The following is a 20,287-nucleotide window of genomic DNA, read 5'->3' as shown; positions in this document are numbered from 1 at the left end:
TCACAACTAACCACAACGACTAATATCATGGTTTGCTAGAGCCGCTTCGCGCTGCGACTGCCTAGAATAAATAAAAAGAAAATACTGCCCATCACAGAGGTAATAATCCCCACAGGCAACTCTTGGTAACTGAGCACTGTTCGGGCTAACACATCGACCCAGACCATAAACAGTCCGCCCAGCAATGCCGTTAATAACAGTGGATATCGCCCCGGAAACAGTAAACGCACCGTATGGGGCACCATCAGGCCGATAAAGCCAATACCGCCACAGTTGGCCACCAGAATCGCAGTGATTAGCGAACACAATAGCAACATGCTAAGCCGCAGGTAGCCCACATTAATGCCTAAGGTATGGGCCGTTTCATCACCGGCTCGCATCGCCACAATCTGACGCTTATTCAGTAAAATAATCAAAGTTGCAACCAGCACCACTGCAGCGGGCAACCACAAACCTTGCCAGCTAGCTTTGGCGAAACTGCCTAAGGTCCAAAACAGCACAGAGGCCGCCGCTTGTGGGCTGGAGAAATACAGCATCAGGCTCGCCATTGCGCCAAACATAAACGAGATCGCCACCCCTGAAAGCAGCATACGTTCAACCTGAGTACTCAAGTTGCGGCCACATAGACTCAGCACCATGACCACAGAAAGACTAGCACCAATAAAGGCACCAACTGGCAAACTGAGCCAGAGCATACTTTGGCTAAAGAGGGTTAACGCCACAACGGCACCAAAAGAAGCGCCAGATGAGATCCCAAAAAGATAGGGGTCGGCCAACGGGTTGCGGGTCACGGTCTGCAGCACGCTACCGGCTATCGACAGCCCAGCTCCGGCGATAAAAGCCAATAACACTCGTGGTAAACGTAGCTCCCAAATAATTCGCTCCCTCACCCCCAGTGATTCGCCAATCCCCAATAGCTTATGATTGAGCACATTGAACACATCGATGGCACTAATGGTGGCCGCTCCAAAACTTGTAGCAGCAAACGGCGTGAGCAGAGTTAAAAATAGGAGTAATGTAAACAGCAGGTATTCAATCGGTCGCCGCTCCAGCTTTAACGTACCAACTTGGCCAATAGTGGGATTAGTCATCTTGGCCTCCAACGATATCGAACCGGGTTGAACCATCACGAATGTGATGCCCAGAATGCCCATAGCCGTAAAAGTAGCTGATCAGCGGGTTACCATGCTGCGGATGAGGCCTTATTTCACAGCAGACATCAAACACTTCGGCGATCCGCTGCTCTGTGAGTACCGCTTTTGGTGATCCTTTTGCGACACAACAACCATCATTTAATAGCAATAACTCATCGCACAGGGCGCTGGCGAGATTAAGATCGTGAATTGAGGTAATAACGGTAATATTGAGGCTACGAAGCAGCTCCAAGGTTTGGATCTGATAGCGAATATCTAAGTGATTAGTGGGCTCATCGAGAATAAGCAGCTTGGGACGCTGAACGATGGCCCGAGCAATCAAGGCGCGCTGCTTCTCTCCACCCGATAGGCTCTCATAGGCTTGATTGGCTTTGTCTTGCAGACCTACCTTTTCAAGAGCTTGAGCGATCACTTCTCGGTCACCACGACTGGTAAAGTCAAACGCACCTTTATGGGGGGTTAAGCCTAGCGCCACAAGCTGAGCCGTGGTCATCTCAAAATGATGAGGAGTGTCTTGCAGCACGACGGCTATTTGCTGCGCGAACGCCTTGGCCGACAAGGTGTTAATGTCATCGCCAAAGAGATGAATACAGCCTGTTGTTGGCTTAATAAAGCGGTATAGACAACGTAGCAAGCTAGACTTACCCGCACCATTAGGACCGATTATGCCCAGCATCTTTCCTTCAGCTAAGCTAAATTCAATGGCCGATAAAATCGCTTTACCAGCTAACTGCCAGCTTAAGTCTTGTACCGACAGCACGATTTTGGCATCAGAGTCGGCTTGGGAACGAGGCTTGTTTATGTCTGTCGGTTTAGTCATAACAAGCATTCGCCCAGCTTCTTAGCTCGGTATCTAGTTTCATTTATTGTCTCCCCCGAGTCGCCCGCTCGAGTCAATGCGTATATAAATACACTTTTGGCCATCAATACATACTAATGAAGATGTATCGAACAATATTAAGTTAGGCAGGTATCTGACTTGGACAATAGCTTACAGGCTATCTTCCCTACAGTTGCGGGTACAGTCCGGACTAAGCCACTGCTTGCAGTCAACCTCCGGTTCCCTTTATGCCGTTAAGCACCTAACTTTCATTTTTTCACAAATATTAACGCTATGAGCGTCAACAAGATAACGCGGCAGTTTAACACGCCTTCGAGCATTTGCGTGCTGAGCTTTTTTCTTATCTAGCAAATCGCCTTGCTTGGAAGAAGGCGCTAGGCTCTAGGGCGCTTCGCTTCGAGGACGGGCTACGCCTTACTAGGAAAATCAAAAGCATGACGGGCTAAAGCCCGACCTACAACAAACACCGCTTTTCCGTCTTTGCTTTAAAGAAGGACCTAGACTCTAGGGCGCTTCGCTTCGAGGACGGGCTACGCCCTGCTAGGAAAAGCAAAAGCATGACGGGCTAAAGCCCGACCTACAAAGTAAGATTAAAACCGCTTGACCGTCTTAGCCTTAAAATAAGGCGCTAGGCTCTAGGGCACTTCGCTTCGAGGACGGGCTACGCCCTTCTAGGAAAATCAAAAGCATGACGGGCTAAAGCCCGACCTACAACAAACACCGCTTTTCCGTCTTTGCTTTAAAGAAGGACCTAGATTCTAGGACGCTTCGCTGCGAGGGCGGGCTTCGCCCTGCTAGGAAAATCACAAGCATGACGGGCTAAAGCCCGACCTACAACAAACACCGCTTTTCCGTCTTTCGCTTTAACCGTCTTTCGCTTTAACCGTCTTTCGCTTTAACCGTCTTTGCTTCTATCGTCTTTGCTTATGCCGTCTTTGCTTATATCGTCTTTGCTTGTATCGTCTTAGCTTATGCCGTCTTTGCTTATATCGTCTTTGCTTGTATCGTCTTAGCTTCTACCGTCTTTGCTCTTCCTAGAACCTAGAACCTAGAACCTTTCTTTGCCTTTCCTAGGTCCTTTTCCCCCAATTTAAGCTCATATACTGCTTATCGCCATCGTGTAAAACATCTATCTCCACCGTGGCGGCATAGGGCAGTTTAAGCGAAGTATAAAAGCCGCTAGCTTGGCTGACCCCTAGCGCTTTTGCCATCAAGTGGCGGATCACGCCACCATGGGTCACCAATAACACACACTGCCCCTGATGCGCTTCAAGCATTGCCTGCCAAGCGGCGCCGATGCGGGACTCGAACGCTTGCATCGACTCTCCATTGGGTGGCGGTATTTTCCAAGGATTGGCCCAGTAACTATCAAGCTCCTGAGCATAATGCTGGTATAGGGTATCGAATGTTTGCCCGTCCCAATCGCCGAAGTTCAGCTCTTTAAACCTGTCTTCAAGCGCAAATTCTAACCCATACTCCTCGGCAAGCTGTTGAGCGACCTTAGCGCAGCGAATAAGTGGCGAACTAACCAGTACGTCGGACGAAAAACCGTCTAAAAACAAAGTTGAAAGCGCAGTTTGCATCTGCTGTTCGCCCTGTTCTGTCAGCGCAACATCGATCTGTCCGCGCAAAATATTGCCACCTTGACATTCGCCATGCCTAAGTAAAATAACCTTAGTGGTTTGCATCATCCCCGCCTACCTTCATTATTTATCAGCAACTTAGTTAAATTCATTGGCTTTTAATGCTGAAAAAGTATCATGCTTTAGCACTTGCACTTTTTGTTACGCCTCACGTATTATGGACGTCTATACGTATAAATGTCCAAACAAAATATTCGGCAGCTTAACATTAGTCGCCTTAAAAACCGGACAGACATTACATAAGAATATTCATAAGAACATTGACGAAAAAATAAACAGCAAAATACTTTATTTGCGAATTGGTAGGAATTATCTATGGCAACCTGTACCCCAACACATGCCTTGAGCACAGTAGCACATACTCAAGACACGGCCGACAAGGTTTTAGCACTGCTTACCCAAAAACTCCATGATGGGATCCTTATCCTCGATGGTGCAATGGGTACCATGATCCAAGATCGCAAATTTGAAGAAGCCGACTTTCGCGGCAAACAGTTCAAAGACTGGCATTGTGATGTTAAAGGCAACAATGACATGTTGGTACTCACCCAGCCTGAGGCCATCAAGCAGATCCATAAAGAGTACCTGCTTGCTGGCAGCGATATTATTGAAACCAACACTTTTAATGCCACGCAGATCGCCATGGCCGATTATGACATGCAGGCGCATTCGGCCGAGATTAACCTCGTTGGTGCACGCCTCGCTCGTGAGGCTGCCAATGAAGTCGAAGCTGAAACTGGTCGCCAATGTTATGTTGCTGGTGTGCTCGGCCCAACCAACCGTACCTGCTCAATCAGCCCTGATGTAAACGATCCAGGCTATCGCAACGTCAGTTTCGATGAACTGGTTGAAGCCTATATAGAGTCTATCAATGCCCTGATTGCTGGCGGCAGTGACATCATCATGGTGGAAACCATTTTCGATACCCTTAACGCCAAAGCTGCACTGTTTGCCATCGAAACCGTCTTCGATGAGCAAGGCTTCCGCCTGCCAATTATGATCTCCGGCACCATCACCGATGCCTCTGGGCGCACCCTTACCGGACAAACTACCGAAGCTTTCTACAACTCGCTGCGCCACGTTAAGCCGCTATCAATTGGCCTTAACTGCGCCCTAGGTCCAACTGAACTTCGTCCTTATGTAGAAGAATTATCTAAAATTTCTGAGTGCTTCGTATCCGCGCACCCCAATGCGGGCTTACCAAATGAATTTGGTGGTTACGATGAAACGCCTGAACAAATGGCCGAAGTCATCGAAGAGTGGGCAAAGGAAGGCCTATTAAACATCATCGGCGGCTGCTGCGGCACTACGCCAGAGCATATCCGCGTTATTCGTGAAGCGGTAATTGACCATGATGCCCGTAAACTCCCAGATATTACCATTGCCTGCCGCCTGTCAGGCCTAGAGCCACTCACCATAGATGAGAACTCACTCTTTTTAAACGTGGGTGAGCGAACCAACGTTACCGGGTCGGCTAAGTTTCTACGCCTTATCAAGACTGGTGAATATGAAGAAGCGCTTTCGGTTGCTCGCGACCAAGTAGAGAACGGCGCACAGATCATCGATATCAATATGGATGAAGGCATGCTCGATGGCGTTGAGGTCATGCAAAAATTCCTCAACCTTATCGCCTCTGAGCCAGATATTTCACGGGTACCTATCATGATCGACTCTTCTAAGTGGGAGGTGATTGAAGCAGGTCTTAAGTGCATTCAAGGTAAAGGCATCGTCAACTCTATCTCGCTCAAAGAGGGAGAAGAGAAGTTTATCGAACAGGCTAAACTAGTTAAGCGCTATGGTGCAGCCGCAATTATTATGGCATTCGATGAAATCGGCCAAGCCGATACTAAAGCGCGCAAAGTCGAGATCTGTACTCGTGCTTATAACGTACTGGTCGACAAGGTCGGCTTCCCACCGGAAGATATTATCTTCGATCCCAATATCTTTGCCATTGCCACAGGTATCGATGAACATGACAACTATGCGGTCGACTTCATCGAAGCCACCCGCGAGATAAAGCGCACCCTACCCCATGCAATGATTTCGGGCGGAGTGTCCAACGTGTCGTTCTCCTTCCGCGGTAACAATCCAGTACGCGAGGCTATCCATGCAGTATTCCTGTATCACGCGATTCAAGCGGGGATGGACATGGGGATTGTTAACGCTGGCCAACTGGCAATCTATGACGATATCGACCCGGAGCTTAAAGAGCACGTTGAAGCCATTGTACAAAACTTGCCTTGCACGGTTGCCGACACGAATAACACCGAACTGCTACTCGAAGTGGCTGAAAAATTCCGTGGTGACGGCAGCCAAGCAGCCAAAAAAGAAGATTTAGAGTGGCGCACAAAACCGGTGAATGAGCGCTTAGCCCATGCACTGGTGAAAGGGATCACCGACTTTATCGATGCCGACACCGAAGAAGCGCGTTTGCAGGCAAACCGCCCACTCGATGTAATTGAGGGGCCCTTGATGGATGGCATGAATATCGTGGGAGACCTTTTCGGCTCAGGCAAGATGTTCCTGCCACAGGTAGTTAAGTCTGCAAGGGTAATGAAGAAAGCCGTGGCTTATTTAAACCCGTTTATTGAGCTTGAAAAGGTTGAAGGGCAATCAAACGGTAAGATCTTAATGGTCACGGTGAAAGGCGACGTGCACGATATCGGCAAGAATATTGTTGGCGTAGTACTAGCCTGTAACGGCTATGAAGTCATCGACTTAGGCGTGATGGTGCCAGTCGAGAAAATCATCGAAGTCGCCAAAGCTGAAAATGTCGACATTATCGGCATGTCAGGTCTGATTACTCCAAGCCTTGATGAAATGGTCCATAACGTTAAGAGCTTCCATAAGGCAGGCTTAACCATTCCATCGATTATTGGCGGTGCCACCTGCTCTAAAATTCATACCGCAGTGAAAATTGCGCCTCACTCACCTGAGGGTGCCATCTACATTGCCGATGCCTCCCGCGCCGTGCCTATGGTGTCGAAACTCATCAACGATGAAACGCGCCAAGCGACCATCAATGAAGCCTACGCCGAATACCAACTGATGCGCGAAAAGCGTAACTCTCAGGCCAAACGCAAAGAGATCACCACCATTGAAGCTGCCCGTGAAAACCGTTGTCAGCACGACTGGCAAAACTACACGCCATTTGTGCCAAATCAACTTGGGCGCCAAGTTTTTGATGACTACCCATTAGAAGATCTGCTGGAACGTATCGACTGGACGCCTTTCTTTAGAAGTTGGGAACTGCATGGCCATTTCCCACGTATTTTAGAAGATGAAGTCGTCGGCGTTGAGGCGCGTAAGCTATATAGCGACGCTAAGATTATGCTGGATAAAATCATCAGTGAGAAATGGTTAACCGCCAAAGCCGTCATAGGTTTATTCCCAGCCAATACCGTCAACCATGACGATATTGAGCTATACACAGATGAAAGCCGCAGCGAGCTTGAACTCACAACCCATCATCTGCGGATGCAGATAGAACGGGTCGGTAACGACAACTTCTGTCTTGCGGATTTTGTCGCGCCTAAAGATAGCGGCGTTGCTGACTACATGGGTGGTTTCGCGGTCACCGCAGGCCATGGCATTGACGAGCATATTGCTCGTTTTGAAGCTGATCATGATGACTACAGCGCGATTATGCTCAAGTGTTTGGCCGATCGTTTAGCCGAAGCCTTTGCCGAACGTATGCATGAGCGAGTTCGGAAAGAGTTTTGGGGTTACGCTGCCGATGAGGCCCTCGATAACGAAGCGCTTATTCGTGAAAAGTACAAAGGTATTCGCCCAGCTCCTGGCTACCCAGCATGCCCAGATCATACCGAAAAAGGCTTGCTTTGGGACCTGTTAAAGCCAGATGAAACCATAGGCCTTAACATTACAGAAAGTTATGCCATGTTCCCTACAGCTGCTGTATCGGGTTGGTACTTTGCGCACCCTAAATCTCGCTACTTTGGCGTGACCAATATTGGACGGGATCAGGTAGAAGATTATGCCGCGCGCAAAGGCATGAGCATAGAGGAAACTGAGCGCTGGTTAGCCCCAATTTTGGACTATGACCCTGAGTAAACAGCCTTGAGCGGGAGGGCAAACTTGTTTGCCCGGTGGCCATAGGCCTAAAGTAAAGAGCCAGCCTTGAGCGGGAGGGCAACTTGTTTGCCCGGTGGCCATAGGCCTAAAGTAAAGAGCCAGCCTTGAGCGGGAGGGAAAACTTGTTTGCCCAGTGGCCATAGGCCTAAAGCAAAGAGCCAGCCTTGAGCGGGAGGGCAATTTGTTTGCCCGGTGGCCATTGGCCTAAAGCAAAGAGCCAGCCCTAAAACAAAGCCTATAAAATATTACTCATACAAGGCTTAACAGTCGTGGAGGCTTTATCATTATTCAATGATAAAGCCTCATACTGATTGATATTCATCGCGACTTGACGCAGCAAGCCTTCCGCTCCTTTTGCGGCCTCACTCTCATAGATCAAAGGCACCATAGTTAACTGATGGGATTTTGCCTGGGCATCGATAAACTGTAACTGGGCCCAAAATAGATTTGAAATAAGGTGAAACAGACAGCTCCCTACCCCAAGGCGACGCCACTTTGGTACCACATAGGCATAAAGCAGATAACAACAGCCCCCTATCTGGCGCTCATTACAGGTATTATCGTCCGAATACCAAGAGTCGAGCAGACTAACATTAAAGGTCACAAACGCCACGGGTGTACGCTTTTCCTCTTCAGAAAAAGCCACTAATCGATAATGCCTCTGATGCCTGCTTTCGGAGATGTGACTGACAGGCGTGAGGGTGTTGAATATCTGCTGACAGACCAACTCATCGTCTGCGCATGTATCGCAAAAGTATTGCTGTAAAGCAGTGGTGTTCTCATGCGATGAATCGTCATAAATACTAACGCAGGGTATAACAGATGAGTCATCTAACTCGATTGAGGAAGGAGCCTGCAGACGCAAATCTTTTTCGGCTAATGTTTGAATAAAACCATGTTGTAGTTGGAAGTGGCTAAAATCATCCAACAGGTGAAGTAAGGGAAAGAGCTCCGCCTTACTTTTATGAAGTGTCATATACAGCTCCGCGCAATCTACTCATTATCTGCATAAATAATAGAAAGTCTCACAACAAAATACAGACAACATCGTGGATTAACTATAGGTGCTCATTTTCAACCTGTAAAATGCAAGAACACTAGGTTTGATAAGGCTTGTGGCTTAATTCAAACCCAAGCTATTGTATATAAAGACAAGCCTCTCTCTCGCTAGTTAATCCCACTAAAAATCAGATTTTCTTCGCACTTGTCGCTCAATTAGTGATCTCCATCATTGTTTTCTGGCCGAAAAGGTTTACTATGGCGGCTTCTCAGGAGGAATGTTCTTTCCTCCGCACTGCTTACCACAATTTATTTCAGGATATACACACAATGAAGAGTCTTCTTCCTACATTGATCATGCTATTGATCCCGTCTGTTTCTTGGGCACACCCAGGTCATGGTGCCGTTGGCTTGTTCCACCACCTATCTGATGTTGCACCACTTATCTTACTCGCCGCTATTGTTGCCGGCTACGCGATTTGGGTTCGTTCAAAGCGCTAACTATTCACAAATTTTTATTCATTAGATTTTAAAACGCACGCAGCCGTTCAAGTCTGGTTCGTTTACCCTCTTGCCGTCGCGTTTAGTTCAAACTCTCAACAATTTTAAATTGTTTGGGCTAGCTAGTTGCGCGCGTTTTTCAAAATCTATATCAGGATCACATACTCAGATTTTGGGGTTGTGATCTGTTGGCTTGCAATTTTGCCTTGATGATTTGGATAAATTTGAATAATGAATACTCCACAAAGCGTTTATTTTAAACGCCCAGAGTCTGATGCTGGCTGGCGTGCAGAACTGCACCTCAAATACGGTATTAAGCGAGAAAAAACTCGGCTTTTAGAGCGTCATCAAATCGGGCCGTTAACGGTTCAAAAGACATTTTTCCCTGAAGGTGCGGTTTGTCATACCTATCTTTTACACCCGCCAGGTGGCGTGGTTGGCGGCGATCAACTCAGCTTCACTGTTGATGTTGCAGAGCAGGCTCATGCGTTATTAACCACGCCGGGGGCGACTAAGTTCTATCGTAGTAATGCAAAGCTGGCATGGCAAAGCCAGCAATTGAGCGTTGCAGAATCGGGGTTACTCGAGTGGCTTCCCATGGAGAACATTTTCTTCCCAGGAGCTAACTGTAAGTTACTCACTCAAGTGAATTTAGCCGCCAATGCCCGCTTTATTGGCTGGGAAATGCAATGCTTCGGTCGTCCACAACTTGGGGAAGAGTTCAATTACGGAACAGTATTAGGCCAAACCTTTATTTGTCGTGATAACAAGCTGTTATTGACTGAAAGCCTAAGGTTCCAAGATCAGTTTCAATTCAAGCAAGCGGCTGCAATGCGCAACTTCTCCATGACTGGAAGTCTGTATATCACTCCTGTTGATAGGGAGCTTATCGACAAAGTGAATCAAGTGATTGATGAGCAGCAAGCGCGCTTCGCAACTGAGATTGTGCTGGGAACCAGCGAGCTAGGCAGCTCGTCAATGAGTAGTGCTATGACCCTCAATAGTCCGGCAGAAAACAGCTTATTGGTGGTACGCGCCTTGGGGCAACAAACCGAACCTATGATGGCCAGTTTTGTACAGATCTGGCGCTGCGTTCGCCAACACTGGTTTGGTCAACTCCCCGATGTACCTAGAATTTGGTCAACTTAAGCTCTGCAGCTCAAGCACTCATTCACGCTTAATCGCACTTAAAGCCACACCAATAAACCCTATGATTTTAAAGAGACTTTTACCATGGAACTAACCCCAAGAGAAAAAGATAAGTTAATGCTATTTACCGCTGGCTTACTCGCTGAGCGTCGGCTGGCGCGAGGCTTAAAGCTCAACTATCCCGAATCAGTCGCATTAATCAGTTGTGCCATTTTAGAGGGCGCTAGAGATGGCCGCACAGTAGCTGAACTGATGAATTATGGCCGCACAATTTTAACCTCAGAGCAGGTTATGGAAGGCGTACCAGAGATGGTGCATAACGTGCAGGTGGAGTGCACTTTTCCAGATGGCACCAAGTTAGTCTCCATCCACGAACCCATAGTTTAAAAAGATATTGTTAACGGTTAATCGAATACGTTGTTTAAGGACCACACCATGATCCCGGGTGAAATCATAATAAATAAAAATCTTGGTGAGATTGCGCTCAATCAAGGCTATCAAAAGCGAACATTAGCGGTCGCGAATATTGGCGACCGCCCTATTCAAGTGGGTTCTCATTATCACTTTTACGAAGTGAATCAGTTTTTAAGTTTCGACCGAGCGCAGAGCTTAGGTTTTCGTCTCGACATTCCCGCAGGGATGGCTGTGCGATTCGAGCCAGGGCAAAGCCGAACGGTCGAACTGGTCGCTTTTTCTGGCAAGCGCATAATTCAAGGCTTTGATGGCCAAATCATGGGCAAAATTAAGGAGTAAGTATGGCTAAGATCTCAAGACAAGCTTATGCAGATATGTTTGGCCCAACGGTCGGCGATCGTGTGCGCTTGGCTGACACTGCATTGATTTTAGAGGTTGAAAAAGATCTCACCACCTATGGTGAAGAAGTTAAGTTTGGCGGTGGAAAAGTGATCCGTGATGGTATGGGGCAAAGTCAGGTATTGAGTCAAGATTGTGTTGATGCCGTGATTACCAATGCACTCATTCTTGACCATTGGGGCATAGTTAAAGCCGATATCGGCATCAAGCATGGGCGTATTGTTGGAATTGGTAAGGCCGGTAACCCCGATGTACAACCCAATGTCGACATCGTCATTGGCGCAGGTACAGAAGCTATCGCAGGTGAAGGAAAAATCATTACCGCTGGTGCGATTGACACTCACATTCACTTTATCTGCCCGCAGCAGGCTGAAGAAGGTCTGTGTGCTGGCACTACAACCTTTATTGGGGGCGGTACCGGCCCTGTTGCAGGCTCAACGGCAACAACAGTCACTCCTGGCACGTGGAACATGCACCGCATGTTAGAAGCGGCAGATGAGTTACCCATCAACGTCGGTTTATTCGGTAAAGGGACTGTGAGTAACCCAGATGCCATTCGAGAGCAAATAAGCAACGGTGCTATGGGGCTCAAAATTCATGAAGATTGGGGCGCAACGCCGTCAGCCATCGATACCTGTTTAAGTGTCGCTGACGAGATGGACGTGCAAGTGGCTATCCACTCAGATACCTTAAATGAAGGGGGTTTTTATGAGGCAACCGCTAATGCCATTGGTGATCGTGTTATTCACGTATTCCATACTGAAGGTGCCGGCGGCGGCCATGCTCCCGATGTCATAAAATCGGTAGGCGAGCCTAATATCATTCCTGCCTCGACCAATCCGACCATGCCTTACACCGTCAATACCGTGGATGAGCATTTAGACATGTTGATGGTATGCCATCACTTAGATCCCGCTATCGCAGAAGACGTTGCCTTTGCAGAGTCCCGTATTCGCCGTGAAACCATTGCCGCTGAAGATATCTTGCATGACTTAGGTGCAATTTCAGTGATGAGTTCGGATTCTCAAGCAATGGGACGCGTGGCTGAGGTTGCCATGCGTACCTGGCAATGCGCCCATAAGATGAAGCTTCAACGTGGCCCACTCGAAGGCGACAATGAAGATGCTGATAATACTCGCCTAAAGCGTTATGTCGCCAAGTACACCATTAACCCAGCCATCGCTCACGGGATAAGCCACGAAGTGGGCTCCATTGAAGTGGGCAAGCTGGCGGATATCGTGCTGTGGGATCCCGCATTTTTTGGCGTCAAACCCGCGTTAGTGCTCAAAGGTGGCTTAACGGTTTATGCCCCAATGGGCGATATTAATGGTGCCATTCCTACGCCACAACCCGTGCACTACCGCCCTATGTATGCAGCAACAGGCAAGGCCCGTGCAGCAACATCCATGACTTTCTTGCCAAAGGCTGCCATTGAGGCCGCCATACCTGAAAAGCTCAAGTTAACTCACCTTATCGGCGAGGTTAGAGGCTGCCGCAATATCAGTAAACAGGACATGATCCACAACAGCTACGTGCCGCATATCGAGCTCGACTCACAAACTTATGTGGTCAAAGCCGATGGCATGCCCTTGGTGTGTGAGCCCCTTGCAAAGCTGCCAATGGCTCAACGCTACTTCTTATTCTAATTGTTGGAGTTTGTTTAATTTTCAACGCCATGCCGAATGTTGCTCTGTTGACTCACTCGGCTTTTTGAAGAGGTCAAAATGATTAAGTTAACCCAGATATTACCCCAAGCAACTCATATTGATGCAAAGGTGTGTTTAACCATGGTTGAGCGCACTAAGAGTCGATTACGTATCGTCCTTGAAGATGGTCGAGATGCAGGATTAATGTTGCCGCGAGGACACATTTTGCACCATGGGTCGTTACTGGCTAGCGACGACGGCTTTGTGGTTGAAGTTATCGCTGCTAAAGAGCAAGTGTCCACCGCACGTAGTGATGATGCGACCCTTTTTGCCAAAGGCTGTTATCACTTAGGAAATCGACATGTGCCACTACAAGTTGAAGCCGGGTGGTGCCGATACCAACACGATCATGTCTTAGATGAAATGCTGATGGGGTTAGGGCTTGAGGTAAAAGTTGAAAGTGCAGCATTCCAGCCTGAACCCGGCGCTTATGGCGGCACTACAGGTGGACATTCCCATGGAGAAGTTTACGACAGCAGCTTAGAAAAAATGGCTAACAGCCATCATCACGAGCACTGCCACAGCCACGAACATTAAGCCATGTACAACATCCAAAACATGCTACCAGAATTGCGCTTATATCAGTTGATAAGCCCCTCCCTCCCCGTTGGAGGCTTTACCTACTCCCAGGGCTTGGAGTGGGCAATTGAACAGGGCTGGGTATCGACAGCCGATGCGCTAGAAGAGTGGCTTAAGAGTCAGATGCTTGAAAGTTTAACCCATCTTGAACTGCCCATTTTAGTCCGAATTCAAGGTTACCTAGCAGCCAGTGAATACGCTCAGGCCCAAGCTTGGTGTCACTATTTAACAGCTAGCCGTGAGACTAAAGAGCTACGACTAGAAGAGTATCAACGAGGTATCGCTTATGCCCAACTACTACCAAAGCTTGGGCTGACATTAACCCCTGAGCTAAAAACTATGGTGCAAACCTCTCAGTTAGCCGCCTTTGCTTTAGCCATCAATCAATGGCAAATCCCGCTAGAAAAAGCACTAGGGGGCTACTTATGGAGCTGGCTTGAAAATGCCGTCGTTGTGGGGATAAAACTGGTTCCACTTGGCCAGAGTGTCGGCCAACAGCTATTGATGTCACTCGCAAGCTGCATTCCTGCTGCGGTAGATAAAGCCCTCACCATACAAGATGATGAGATAGGCAGTTTTACACCAGCGCAAGTGATGGCGAGTTGCCGTCATGAGCATCAATACACTCGGCTATTTCGCTCTTAGCCACAAGGTTTCAATCAAAAAACAATTGAACTGTGCTCGCAACCATTCGAGCCACTATCACCTAAGGCTGTGGCTTAAACACGCCTTAATCCTACTTAGGAACAAACATGACTGAATTAGATTATAAACAACCACTGCGGATCGGCGTAGGTGGTCCCGTGGGCTCAGGAAAGACAGCGCTATTAGAAGTGCTGTGTAAAGCGCTGCGGGATAAATACCAAATTGCTGTCGTCACCAACGACATTTACACCCAAGAAGATGCCAAGATTTTAACCCGCGCAGAAGCTTTAGATGCTGACCGGATTATCGGCGTCGAAACTGGCGGCTGCCCCCATACCGCCATTCGCGAAGATGCATCGATGAACTTAGCCGCTGTAGAGGAGTTAGCAAAGCGCCACAAAAACTTAGATGTGGTTTTTGTTGAAAGTGGTGGCGATAACTTAAGCGCGACCTTCAGCCCTGAACTGGCAGATATCACCATCTATGTCATCGATGTGGCCGAAGGTGAAAAAATTCCCCGCAAAGGTGGCCCTGGGATCACTCGCTCCGATCTATTAGTGATTAATAAAATCGATCTTGCTCCCTATGTTGGCGCCTCTCTTGTAGTAATGGATCAAGACACCCAGCGCATGCGCCCTGAAAAACCTTATGTATTTACCAACATGAAACAGGGCAAAGGCGTACCAGAGATCATCACCTTTATCGAAACAGCGGGCATGCTCAATAGCTAACGCCTGTCACAGGTACGGCATGGCAACTCCCCCACCAATGACTGCTTGCTAGCAATGACAAGCAAGCAGTCACTAATTAAGCAGCAAGTCATTCGCTGCTATTAACGCAACGGTGATTTTCATCTCAATCTGATGCAAGCACCACAACCTGAAATCTACGGATTAAAAACCTAAGAGGTAAATGTTCAACATGAGTCACGACATTATAAAAGTTTCAAGAAACACAGCTAATGCACCACAAAGTGCGCACTCTACACAAACTGTCGCCTTCTCTCATTACAACAACATTTCAGCACAACTACCAGTTAACCCAAACACGGGTGACATTGTTGTTGGCAATATAAAAGCTCAAGCAAAGCAATGCTTAACCAATATAAAGGCCATCATTGAAAGTATCGGTCACGTAATGGACGACATGGTCAAAATCACCTTATTTGTTAAGAATATCGACGATATGGATGCTATTGATGAAGTCTATGCCACATTCTTTTCAGCGCCGCTGCCAACCCGCACCGTTGTGGCTGTAAAAGCGTTACCCTTAACTGATGCCTTAGTGCAAATGGATGCGTTGATTTCAAATGCTGAGGGCACTGCACCACAAGCTCCTTGCCCATTGGTGAAAGTCTCTAGAGATACTCAAGATGCGCCAACCAGTGCCATGTCGACACAGACCGTCGCCTTCTCTCATTATAATAACCTTTCGGCACAACTACCTATCGAGCCAACAACGGGTAAATTGATTGCTGGCGATATCACGCAACAAACCAAGCAGTGCTTAAATAATATTAAAGCAGTATTAGAGAGCATCAATCATGTGATGGGCGATATTGTAAAAACAACCATCTACCTAAAAGATCTTGCAGACATAGCCGCGGTCAATGAAGTGTGTTCAACCTTTTTCAACAGCTACGTACCCGCACGTACCATAGTCAATGCAACAGAACTACCAATGGGGGCTTTAGTGCAAATAGATACAGTCGTGTCACATGGTGATGGCACGCCACCACAACCACAAGAAGACAGCCGTTTTATCGTGATAGAAGCCAGCAATACCAACAATGCGCCACCAGCGCCCTACTCGCATACAGTTGCATTTTCTCACTACAACCATGTTTCAGGCCAGCTACCAATCGATGCAACAACGGGCGAAATAGTTAGCGCTGATGTTACTGAGCAAACTAAGCAATGTTTAAACAATATAAAAGCGATTATCGAGAGTGTCGCGCATGTGATGGATGACGTGGTCAAGGTCAATATTCAAGTTGCCAATATCGAAGATATGGATGCAATCGACCAAGTCTACAGCACATTTTTCAAACAGGACCTTCCAGCAAGAACCGTCTTTGCAGTGTCGACATTACCAATGGGCGCACAGGTGCAAATAGACGCTGTTATTTCAAACTGTGAAGGCACCCCGTCTCAAGCTTAACGAATATTCACTCGGCGGGTAAAGCTAACCCGCCATTAGCGTCTATTCATATCGAGCTATGATTACCGATTCAAAATTGATGCTTTTTATGCACACCTTTATTCATCCGCAATAACCTTAGTGTCAAACAAGATCAAACAGGCATTTCAGTATCCGTTGTCACTCTGAGTCAGCGTTTTATTCCCTCATTATTTTTCATCTTTACTGTCGCTAAAACCTGCAGAGATCTCACTTTAGAGTCAATAGCACTGCTATAGTGAATTCAGTGCCAAAATAACAGGTTTCTGTTCAAACAGTTCAGCACTTCAAGGAGCACCTATGTTAAATGAGAACCACGCGCTTATTTTCGATTTCCCTGAGTTTAAAAAAGATATCGTGTACTTGAATTATACCGACCAAGAGTTTGACAAATTATCTAAGCAATACCACCTCCTAGACTATGATATTCGCCAACTCGAAATCGCCGGTAGCCCTACCGATGACGAACATATGCACCGACTCAAGCTAACCCGCGCTAACTTAAAAGACGTCTTATTCCAGAAGCTAAAAGCCCACCACGATAAATAACTGTTTCAATATTTGACCTAGCGATTTCAGCCAAAAAGGTATTTACAACACCTTTTTGGCCATTAACTCAGCCATTTTCAGTCTTGCTGCACCTCAATGTCGCTGATAACGATGAAAATATACGCTGGTCTTATTTCTAACGGAACTCTTCCGTAAATGGATAAATGAATGCTAATATTAGGGATTAACGCTTCGTATAATCTCAATGATATGGTTTGAGAGTTTCTACCAAGAGCCCTAAACTCTTGATTATGAAGACTTTACTTTATTAATACTGATCTAGTATTGGTTAACTGTTGCTGCGTAACAGTTTGAGTACTGACTTGCTAGGTTAGTTTAACCACTCAATAAAGGAGAGCTTCATGAATTATCTACAGCTACCCAAAATCGATCTTCACTGCCACCTAGACGGTAGCGTTCGCCCACAAACTGTTATCGACCTTGCTCAAATCCAAGGTGTTGAAATTCCAAGCCATGATGTCGATGACATCAAAGCGCTAATGGTAGCACCGGAGTCTTGCCCTAACCTTGATGAATACCTGACCCGCTTTGCACTACCTGTATCTGTGATGCAAACCGAGGCAGCCCTTGAGCGTATCTCGTTCGAGCTATTTGAAGATGCGGCTTTAGAAAACGTGAAGTACTTAGAGGTGCGCTTTGGCCCACAGCTTCATCGCAAAATGGGTCTGAATTTCGAGCAGATTATTGGTAGCGTCGTCAAAGGGATGCGCAGAGCTGAAGCACAGTATGACATCAAAGGTAACTACATCCTGTCTATCATTAAGGTGCTACCAAAAGATGATATCAATGATGTTATCGATGCGGGTGCTAAGTTCCTCGATAACGGCGTAGTGGCTTTTGACTTAGCGGCAAGCGAAGAGCCAGGCTTCTGCCACGAGTATATTCCCTACGCCAAGTATGCCCTTGAAAAAGGCTACAGAATCACCATTCATGCCGGTGAGCAAGGTGTTGGCCAAAATGTGTATGATGCGATTTCACTCTTAGGTGCCGAGCGTATCGGCCACGGCATTCATATCAACAGTCATAAACAGGCTTACGATTTAGTGCGTTCAGAAGCGGTTGCGCTAGAAACTTGCCCTAGCAGCAACGTGCAAACCAAAGCAGTTGAGAGCCTAGAAAACCATCCATTTGGTGACTTCTACCGTGATGGTTTATTAGTTACGATTAACACGGACAACCGTACAGTATCAGATACCAACATGACCAAAGAGCTGCAGCTATCGGCTGAGAAGTTCAACTTAAGTGAGCAAGATTACTTTACGATTTACCAGATGAGTGTTGAAAACTCGTTTGCGTCAGACGAAGTCAAACAGGCTTTACTAAAGTTTATTGATTAGGGCTCTGTGAGCCAAGGTTAAAGGCTTTAGCGCGATGAATATAAATCGCGCATACATCTCCGCTTGATAGCCAAGGACAGTATACAATTGCTGCTCTTGGCTATTTTGTTTCAAGCTTAGCGCCAAAAGTATCTACAGCTCTTAGCTTAGCTAAAATTAATAACAGCCCCCTCCCACTATGGCTCTGACGCCTAATGCCCCCCTAGTAAAGCCTAACTCAAGCGAATTTAACTGAATCAAAGCTTAGGTTGCTCATGTAACTTTGTAAGAGCCACTCGGCTTAGCTCAAAAAGGCCCAAATTAGCGCTTTTATTTTAATTTTGTGAACTAGACACCTAGGTTTCGGCGCACACTTGTACACATAATGAGGTATTAGCCAGATATCAGCAGTATTGACTATTGGAGTTTGCAATGCAGAACATAGATTGCCCACAGTGCAGCCATAAAATCGACCTTAATTCAATCTCTTGCCCACAATGTCATGCCGCACAAGGGTTAGAATCCTTAGCTGGAGTCGACCCTGATATGCGTATCAAAAACCAGAAGCTTGCCATCTGGTTTAGCTTCCTACTAGGAGGCTTAGGGCTACACAAGTTCTATTTAGGTCAGCACCTAAAAGGTAGCTTATACTTAGCATTTAGCTGGACACTGGTGCCTATGGTCGTGGGCTGGATCGATGCGTTCCGCACCCTGAAGATGACACCATTTAACTTTGAGCAGCGTTACTGCAAAAGAGTGTCGCAGGGATTTTAATCAAAAAAGACTTAAACAAGAGTTCGTTAAGCAAGGAGTTGCTTAATTCAGTTGATAGAGAAAAGACAGCTACGGCTGTCTTTTCTATGCTCAATGCCGACAAAAACACTCCTGGTCAATCTGCTTTTATCTGCTCAACCTTGATGCCTCTTTCTACTTTCACGATGTGATAAATATTGATCATGATACAGATGCAATTCATCAGAACGACTGGATACGCCCCAATCAACAGCGCATAAATCACCATCATTAAACAGCCAGCTGAATTTAGGTAACGCAGTCTTGTTATATTGGTTACTAGTAAAGAAATTGCTATAACGATAGAACCTAAATAGCCAATTAGTTCATGACTCATTATTAGTTCCCTGTGAGTTAAACCATGAATCGTGGCGCTTTAATACTAATAAAATCAGTCGGTTACACTTGATAAAACACCACCTAAGCAACTAAATTTAAAATAGATTCTTGCCATGATGAAAACGGTAAATGGCTTCGAGTGCGACCTCTGTTTCTTTCTCAATCCCCTTTTCGAGTAGAATATTGCGTTTCCCCCAAAAGTTCTCCCCGCGCTTATGATTAGCAGCAACCGCACAAATAGTCGCCCCCTTCAATCCACGACGGTGGCACACGGTAAATAGTGCTGATGCTTCCATTTCAATATTCTTTAAATTCAAGCTGATAAGCTTTTCAATCCATTCAGGAGTTTCACCGTAAAATGAATCATCGGTGGAGCTTATTCCCCAATGAACCTGGTAATTTTCACCAACAGACATCTCTTTAGCGACGCGAATTAATTCAGATGTGACTTCTAGATCCGCTACAGCCGGTAAATTGTCTGGCACATAAAACTTTGATGTACCTTCGTTTTTCATAGCCGCGGTCGTAATGACTAAATCACCGATATTAATTTCATCTTGCAGAGCTGCGCAGCTTCCTAAACGGATGAACACTTTTGCGCCAATATTAGCTAGCTCTTCAGCTGCGATGGCCGTAGATGGGCAGCCCATACCTGTTGAAGTCACAGATACCCGAACTCCCTTGTAATAACCTGTATAGGTTTTATGCTCGCGCTTATGGGCAACTAACTCGGCATCGTCTAGGTATTTCGCAATAATATCTGTTCTGAATGGGTCTCCCGGTAGCAGAACATATTCGGCCACATCCCCTTCTACCATACCGATATGGTACTGCTTAATACCTTTTGTTCTTTCACTTTTATCTACGACTGACATAACCCACCTCTAATTATTATGTTTGAACACCTTGGAGCTGACTTTGCAGCTAATAATCAGATAGTAATCAAGCTCATTTTTCTCATCTACAGGCT

19 protein-coding genes and 2 riboswitches are annotated in these 20,287 nt (G+C 46.6%); of the genes, 13 read left to right on the top strand and 6 right to left on the bottom strand.

Going from position 1 to position 20,287, the window contains the following annotated elements:
* Positions 1 to 35: 35 nt before the first annotated feature.
* From K5Q92_RS02035 to K5Q92_RS02025, 3 genes are all read right to left on the bottom strand, one after another.
* On the bottom strand, positions 36 to 1,091 hold the full coding sequence (locus tag K5Q92_RS02035) for an iron ABC transporter permease (RefSeq protein ID WP_259649463.1): 1,056 nt from the start codon (positions 1,089 to 1,091) through the stop codon (positions 36 to 38).
* Positions 1,084 to 1,974, bottom strand: coding sequence for an ABC transporter ATP-binding protein (locus K5Q92_RS02030; RefSeq protein ID WP_259649462.1), 891 nt, complete (start codon positions 1,972 to 1,974; stop codon positions 1,084 to 1,086). Before K5Q92_RS02030 ends, K5Q92_RS02035 begins: the two co-directional genes overlap by 8 nt.
* A 127-nt stretch (positions 1,975 to 2,101) precedes the next feature.
* A riboswitch (cobalamin riboswitch) is annotated at positions 2,102 to 2,255 on the bottom strand.
* Between the two features lie 810 nt (positions 2,256 to 3,065).
* The gene (locus tag K5Q92_RS02025; protein WP_374758428.1) at positions 3,066 to 3,686 is read right to left on the bottom strand and encodes a histidine phosphatase family protein; all 621 of its coding nucleotides are present in this window, start codon (positions 3,684 to 3,686) and stop codon (positions 3,066 to 3,068) included.
* A gap of 267 nt (positions 3,687 to 3,953) precedes the next feature.
* Between K5Q92_RS02025 and metH the strand changes: the two genes are divergently transcribed.
* On the top strand, positions 3,954 to 7,709 hold the full coding sequence (gene metH, locus K5Q92_RS02020) for a methionine synthase (protein ID WP_220767393.1): 3,756 nt from the start codon (positions 3,954 to 3,956) through the stop codon (positions 7,707 to 7,709).
* A gap of 256 nt (positions 7,710 to 7,965) precedes the next feature.
* Here metH and K5Q92_RS02015 read toward each other — a convergent pair whose 3' ends face one another.
* Complete coding sequence (locus K5Q92_RS02015) at positions 7,966 to 8,706, bottom strand: hypothetical protein (protein WP_220767392.1); 741 nt, start codon at positions 8,704 to 8,706, stop codon at positions 7,966 to 7,968.
* Positions 8,707 to 9,059: 353 nt separating this feature from the next.
* Between K5Q92_RS02015 and K5Q92_RS02010 the strand changes: the two genes are divergently transcribed.
* The 12 genes from K5Q92_RS02010 to K5Q92_RS01955 all read left to right on the top strand — a co-directional run bounded on the left by K5Q92_RS02010 (position 9,060) and on the right by K5Q92_RS01955 (position 18,960).
* On the top strand, positions 9,060 to 9,230 hold the full coding sequence (locus K5Q92_RS02010; RefSeq protein ID WP_202720859.1) for a hypothetical protein: 171 nt from the start codon (positions 9,060 to 9,062) through the stop codon (positions 9,228 to 9,230).
* A 231-nt stretch (positions 9,231 to 9,461) separates the two neighbouring features.
* Positions 9,462 to 10,379 carry an urease accessory protein UreD gene (locus tag K5Q92_RS02005; RefSeq protein WP_220767391.1) on the top strand — a complete coding sequence of 306 codons (918 nt, stop codon included), beginning with the start codon at positions 9,462 to 9,464 and terminating at the stop codon, positions 10,377 to 10,379.
* Positions 10,380 to 10,463: 84 nt separating this feature from the next.
* A complete protein-coding gene (ureA, locus tag K5Q92_RS02000) occupies positions 10,464 to 10,766 on the top strand; it encodes an urease subunit gamma (protein WP_220767390.1) in 303 nt (100 codons plus the stop codon).
* 48 nt (positions 10,767 to 10,814) lie between these two features.
* A complete protein-coding gene (locus tag K5Q92_RS01995; protein ID WP_220767389.1) occupies positions 10,815 to 11,132 on the top strand; it encodes an urease subunit beta in 318 nt (105 codons plus the stop codon).
* 2 nt (positions 11,133 to 11,134) lie between these two features.
* Entirely contained in the window at positions 11,135 to 12,838 is a 1,704-nt protein-coding gene (ureC, locus tag K5Q92_RS01990) for an urease subunit alpha (RefSeq protein WP_220767388.1), read from the top strand.
* 78 nt (positions 12,839 to 12,916) lie between these two features.
* A complete protein-coding gene (gene ureE / locus K5Q92_RS01985; protein ID WP_220767387.1) occupies positions 12,917 to 13,435 on the top strand; it encodes an urease accessory protein UreE in 519 nt (172 codons plus the stop codon).
* A 3-nt stretch (positions 13,436 to 13,438) separates the two neighbouring features.
* Positions 13,439 to 14,122: an urease accessory protein UreF gene (locus K5Q92_RS01980; protein WP_220767386.1), complete on the top strand. Its 684-nt coding sequence runs from the start codon at positions 13,439 to 13,441 to the stop codon at positions 14,120 to 14,122.
* A 107-nt stretch (positions 14,123 to 14,229) separates the two neighbouring features.
* Positions 14,230 to 14,853, top strand: coding sequence for an urease accessory protein UreG (gene ureG / locus K5Q92_RS01975; RefSeq protein ID WP_220767385.1), 624 nt, complete (start codon positions 14,230 to 14,232; stop codon positions 14,851 to 14,853).
* A 190-nt stretch (positions 14,854 to 15,043) separates the two neighbouring features.
* On the top strand, positions 15,044 to 16,282 hold the full coding sequence (locus tag K5Q92_RS01970) for a RidA family protein (protein ID WP_220767384.1): 1,239 nt from the start codon (positions 15,044 to 15,046) through the stop codon (positions 16,280 to 16,282).
* Between the two features lie 318 nt (positions 16,283 to 16,600).
* Positions 16,601 to 16,849 (top strand): YdcH family protein, encoded by a 249-nt coding sequence (locus tag K5Q92_RS01965; RefSeq protein WP_220767383.1) that lies wholly within the window; start codon positions 16,601 to 16,603, stop codon positions 16,847 to 16,849.
* A 172-nt stretch (positions 16,850 to 17,021) separates the two neighbouring features.
* Positions 17,022 to 17,121, top strand: a riboswitch (purine riboswitch).
* 90 nt (positions 17,122 to 17,211) lie between these two features.
* Positions 17,212 to 18,207: an adenosine deaminase gene (gene add / locus K5Q92_RS01960; RefSeq protein WP_220767382.1), complete on the top strand. Its 996-nt coding sequence runs from the start codon at positions 17,212 to 17,214 to the stop codon at positions 18,205 to 18,207.
* 411 nt (positions 18,208 to 18,618) lie between these two features.
* On the top strand, positions 18,619 to 18,960 hold the full coding sequence (locus K5Q92_RS01955) for a TM2 domain-containing protein (protein ID WP_220767381.1): 342 nt from the start codon (positions 18,619 to 18,621) through the stop codon (positions 18,958 to 18,960).
* A gap of 115 nt (positions 18,961 to 19,075) precedes the next feature.
* Here K5Q92_RS01955 and K5Q92_RS01950 read toward each other — a convergent pair whose 3' ends face one another.
* Complete coding sequence (locus tag K5Q92_RS01950; protein WP_220767380.1) at positions 19,076 to 19,315, bottom strand: YgjV family protein; 240 nt, start codon at positions 19,313 to 19,315, stop codon at positions 19,076 to 19,078.
* Positions 19,316 to 19,412: 97 nt separating this feature from the next.
* Entirely contained in the window at positions 19,413 to 20,192 is a 780-nt protein-coding gene (locus K5Q92_RS01945) for a nucleoside phosphorylase (protein WP_220767379.1), read from the bottom strand.
* Positions 20,193 to 20,287 lie beyond the last annotated feature (95 nt).

Source organism: Shewanella sp. MBTL60-007, assembly GCF_019654915.1.
GTDB lineage: Bacteria > Pseudomonadota > Gammaproteobacteria > Enterobacterales > Shewanellaceae > Shewanella.
This window is presented reverse-complemented; position numbering and strand designations above follow the sequence as displayed.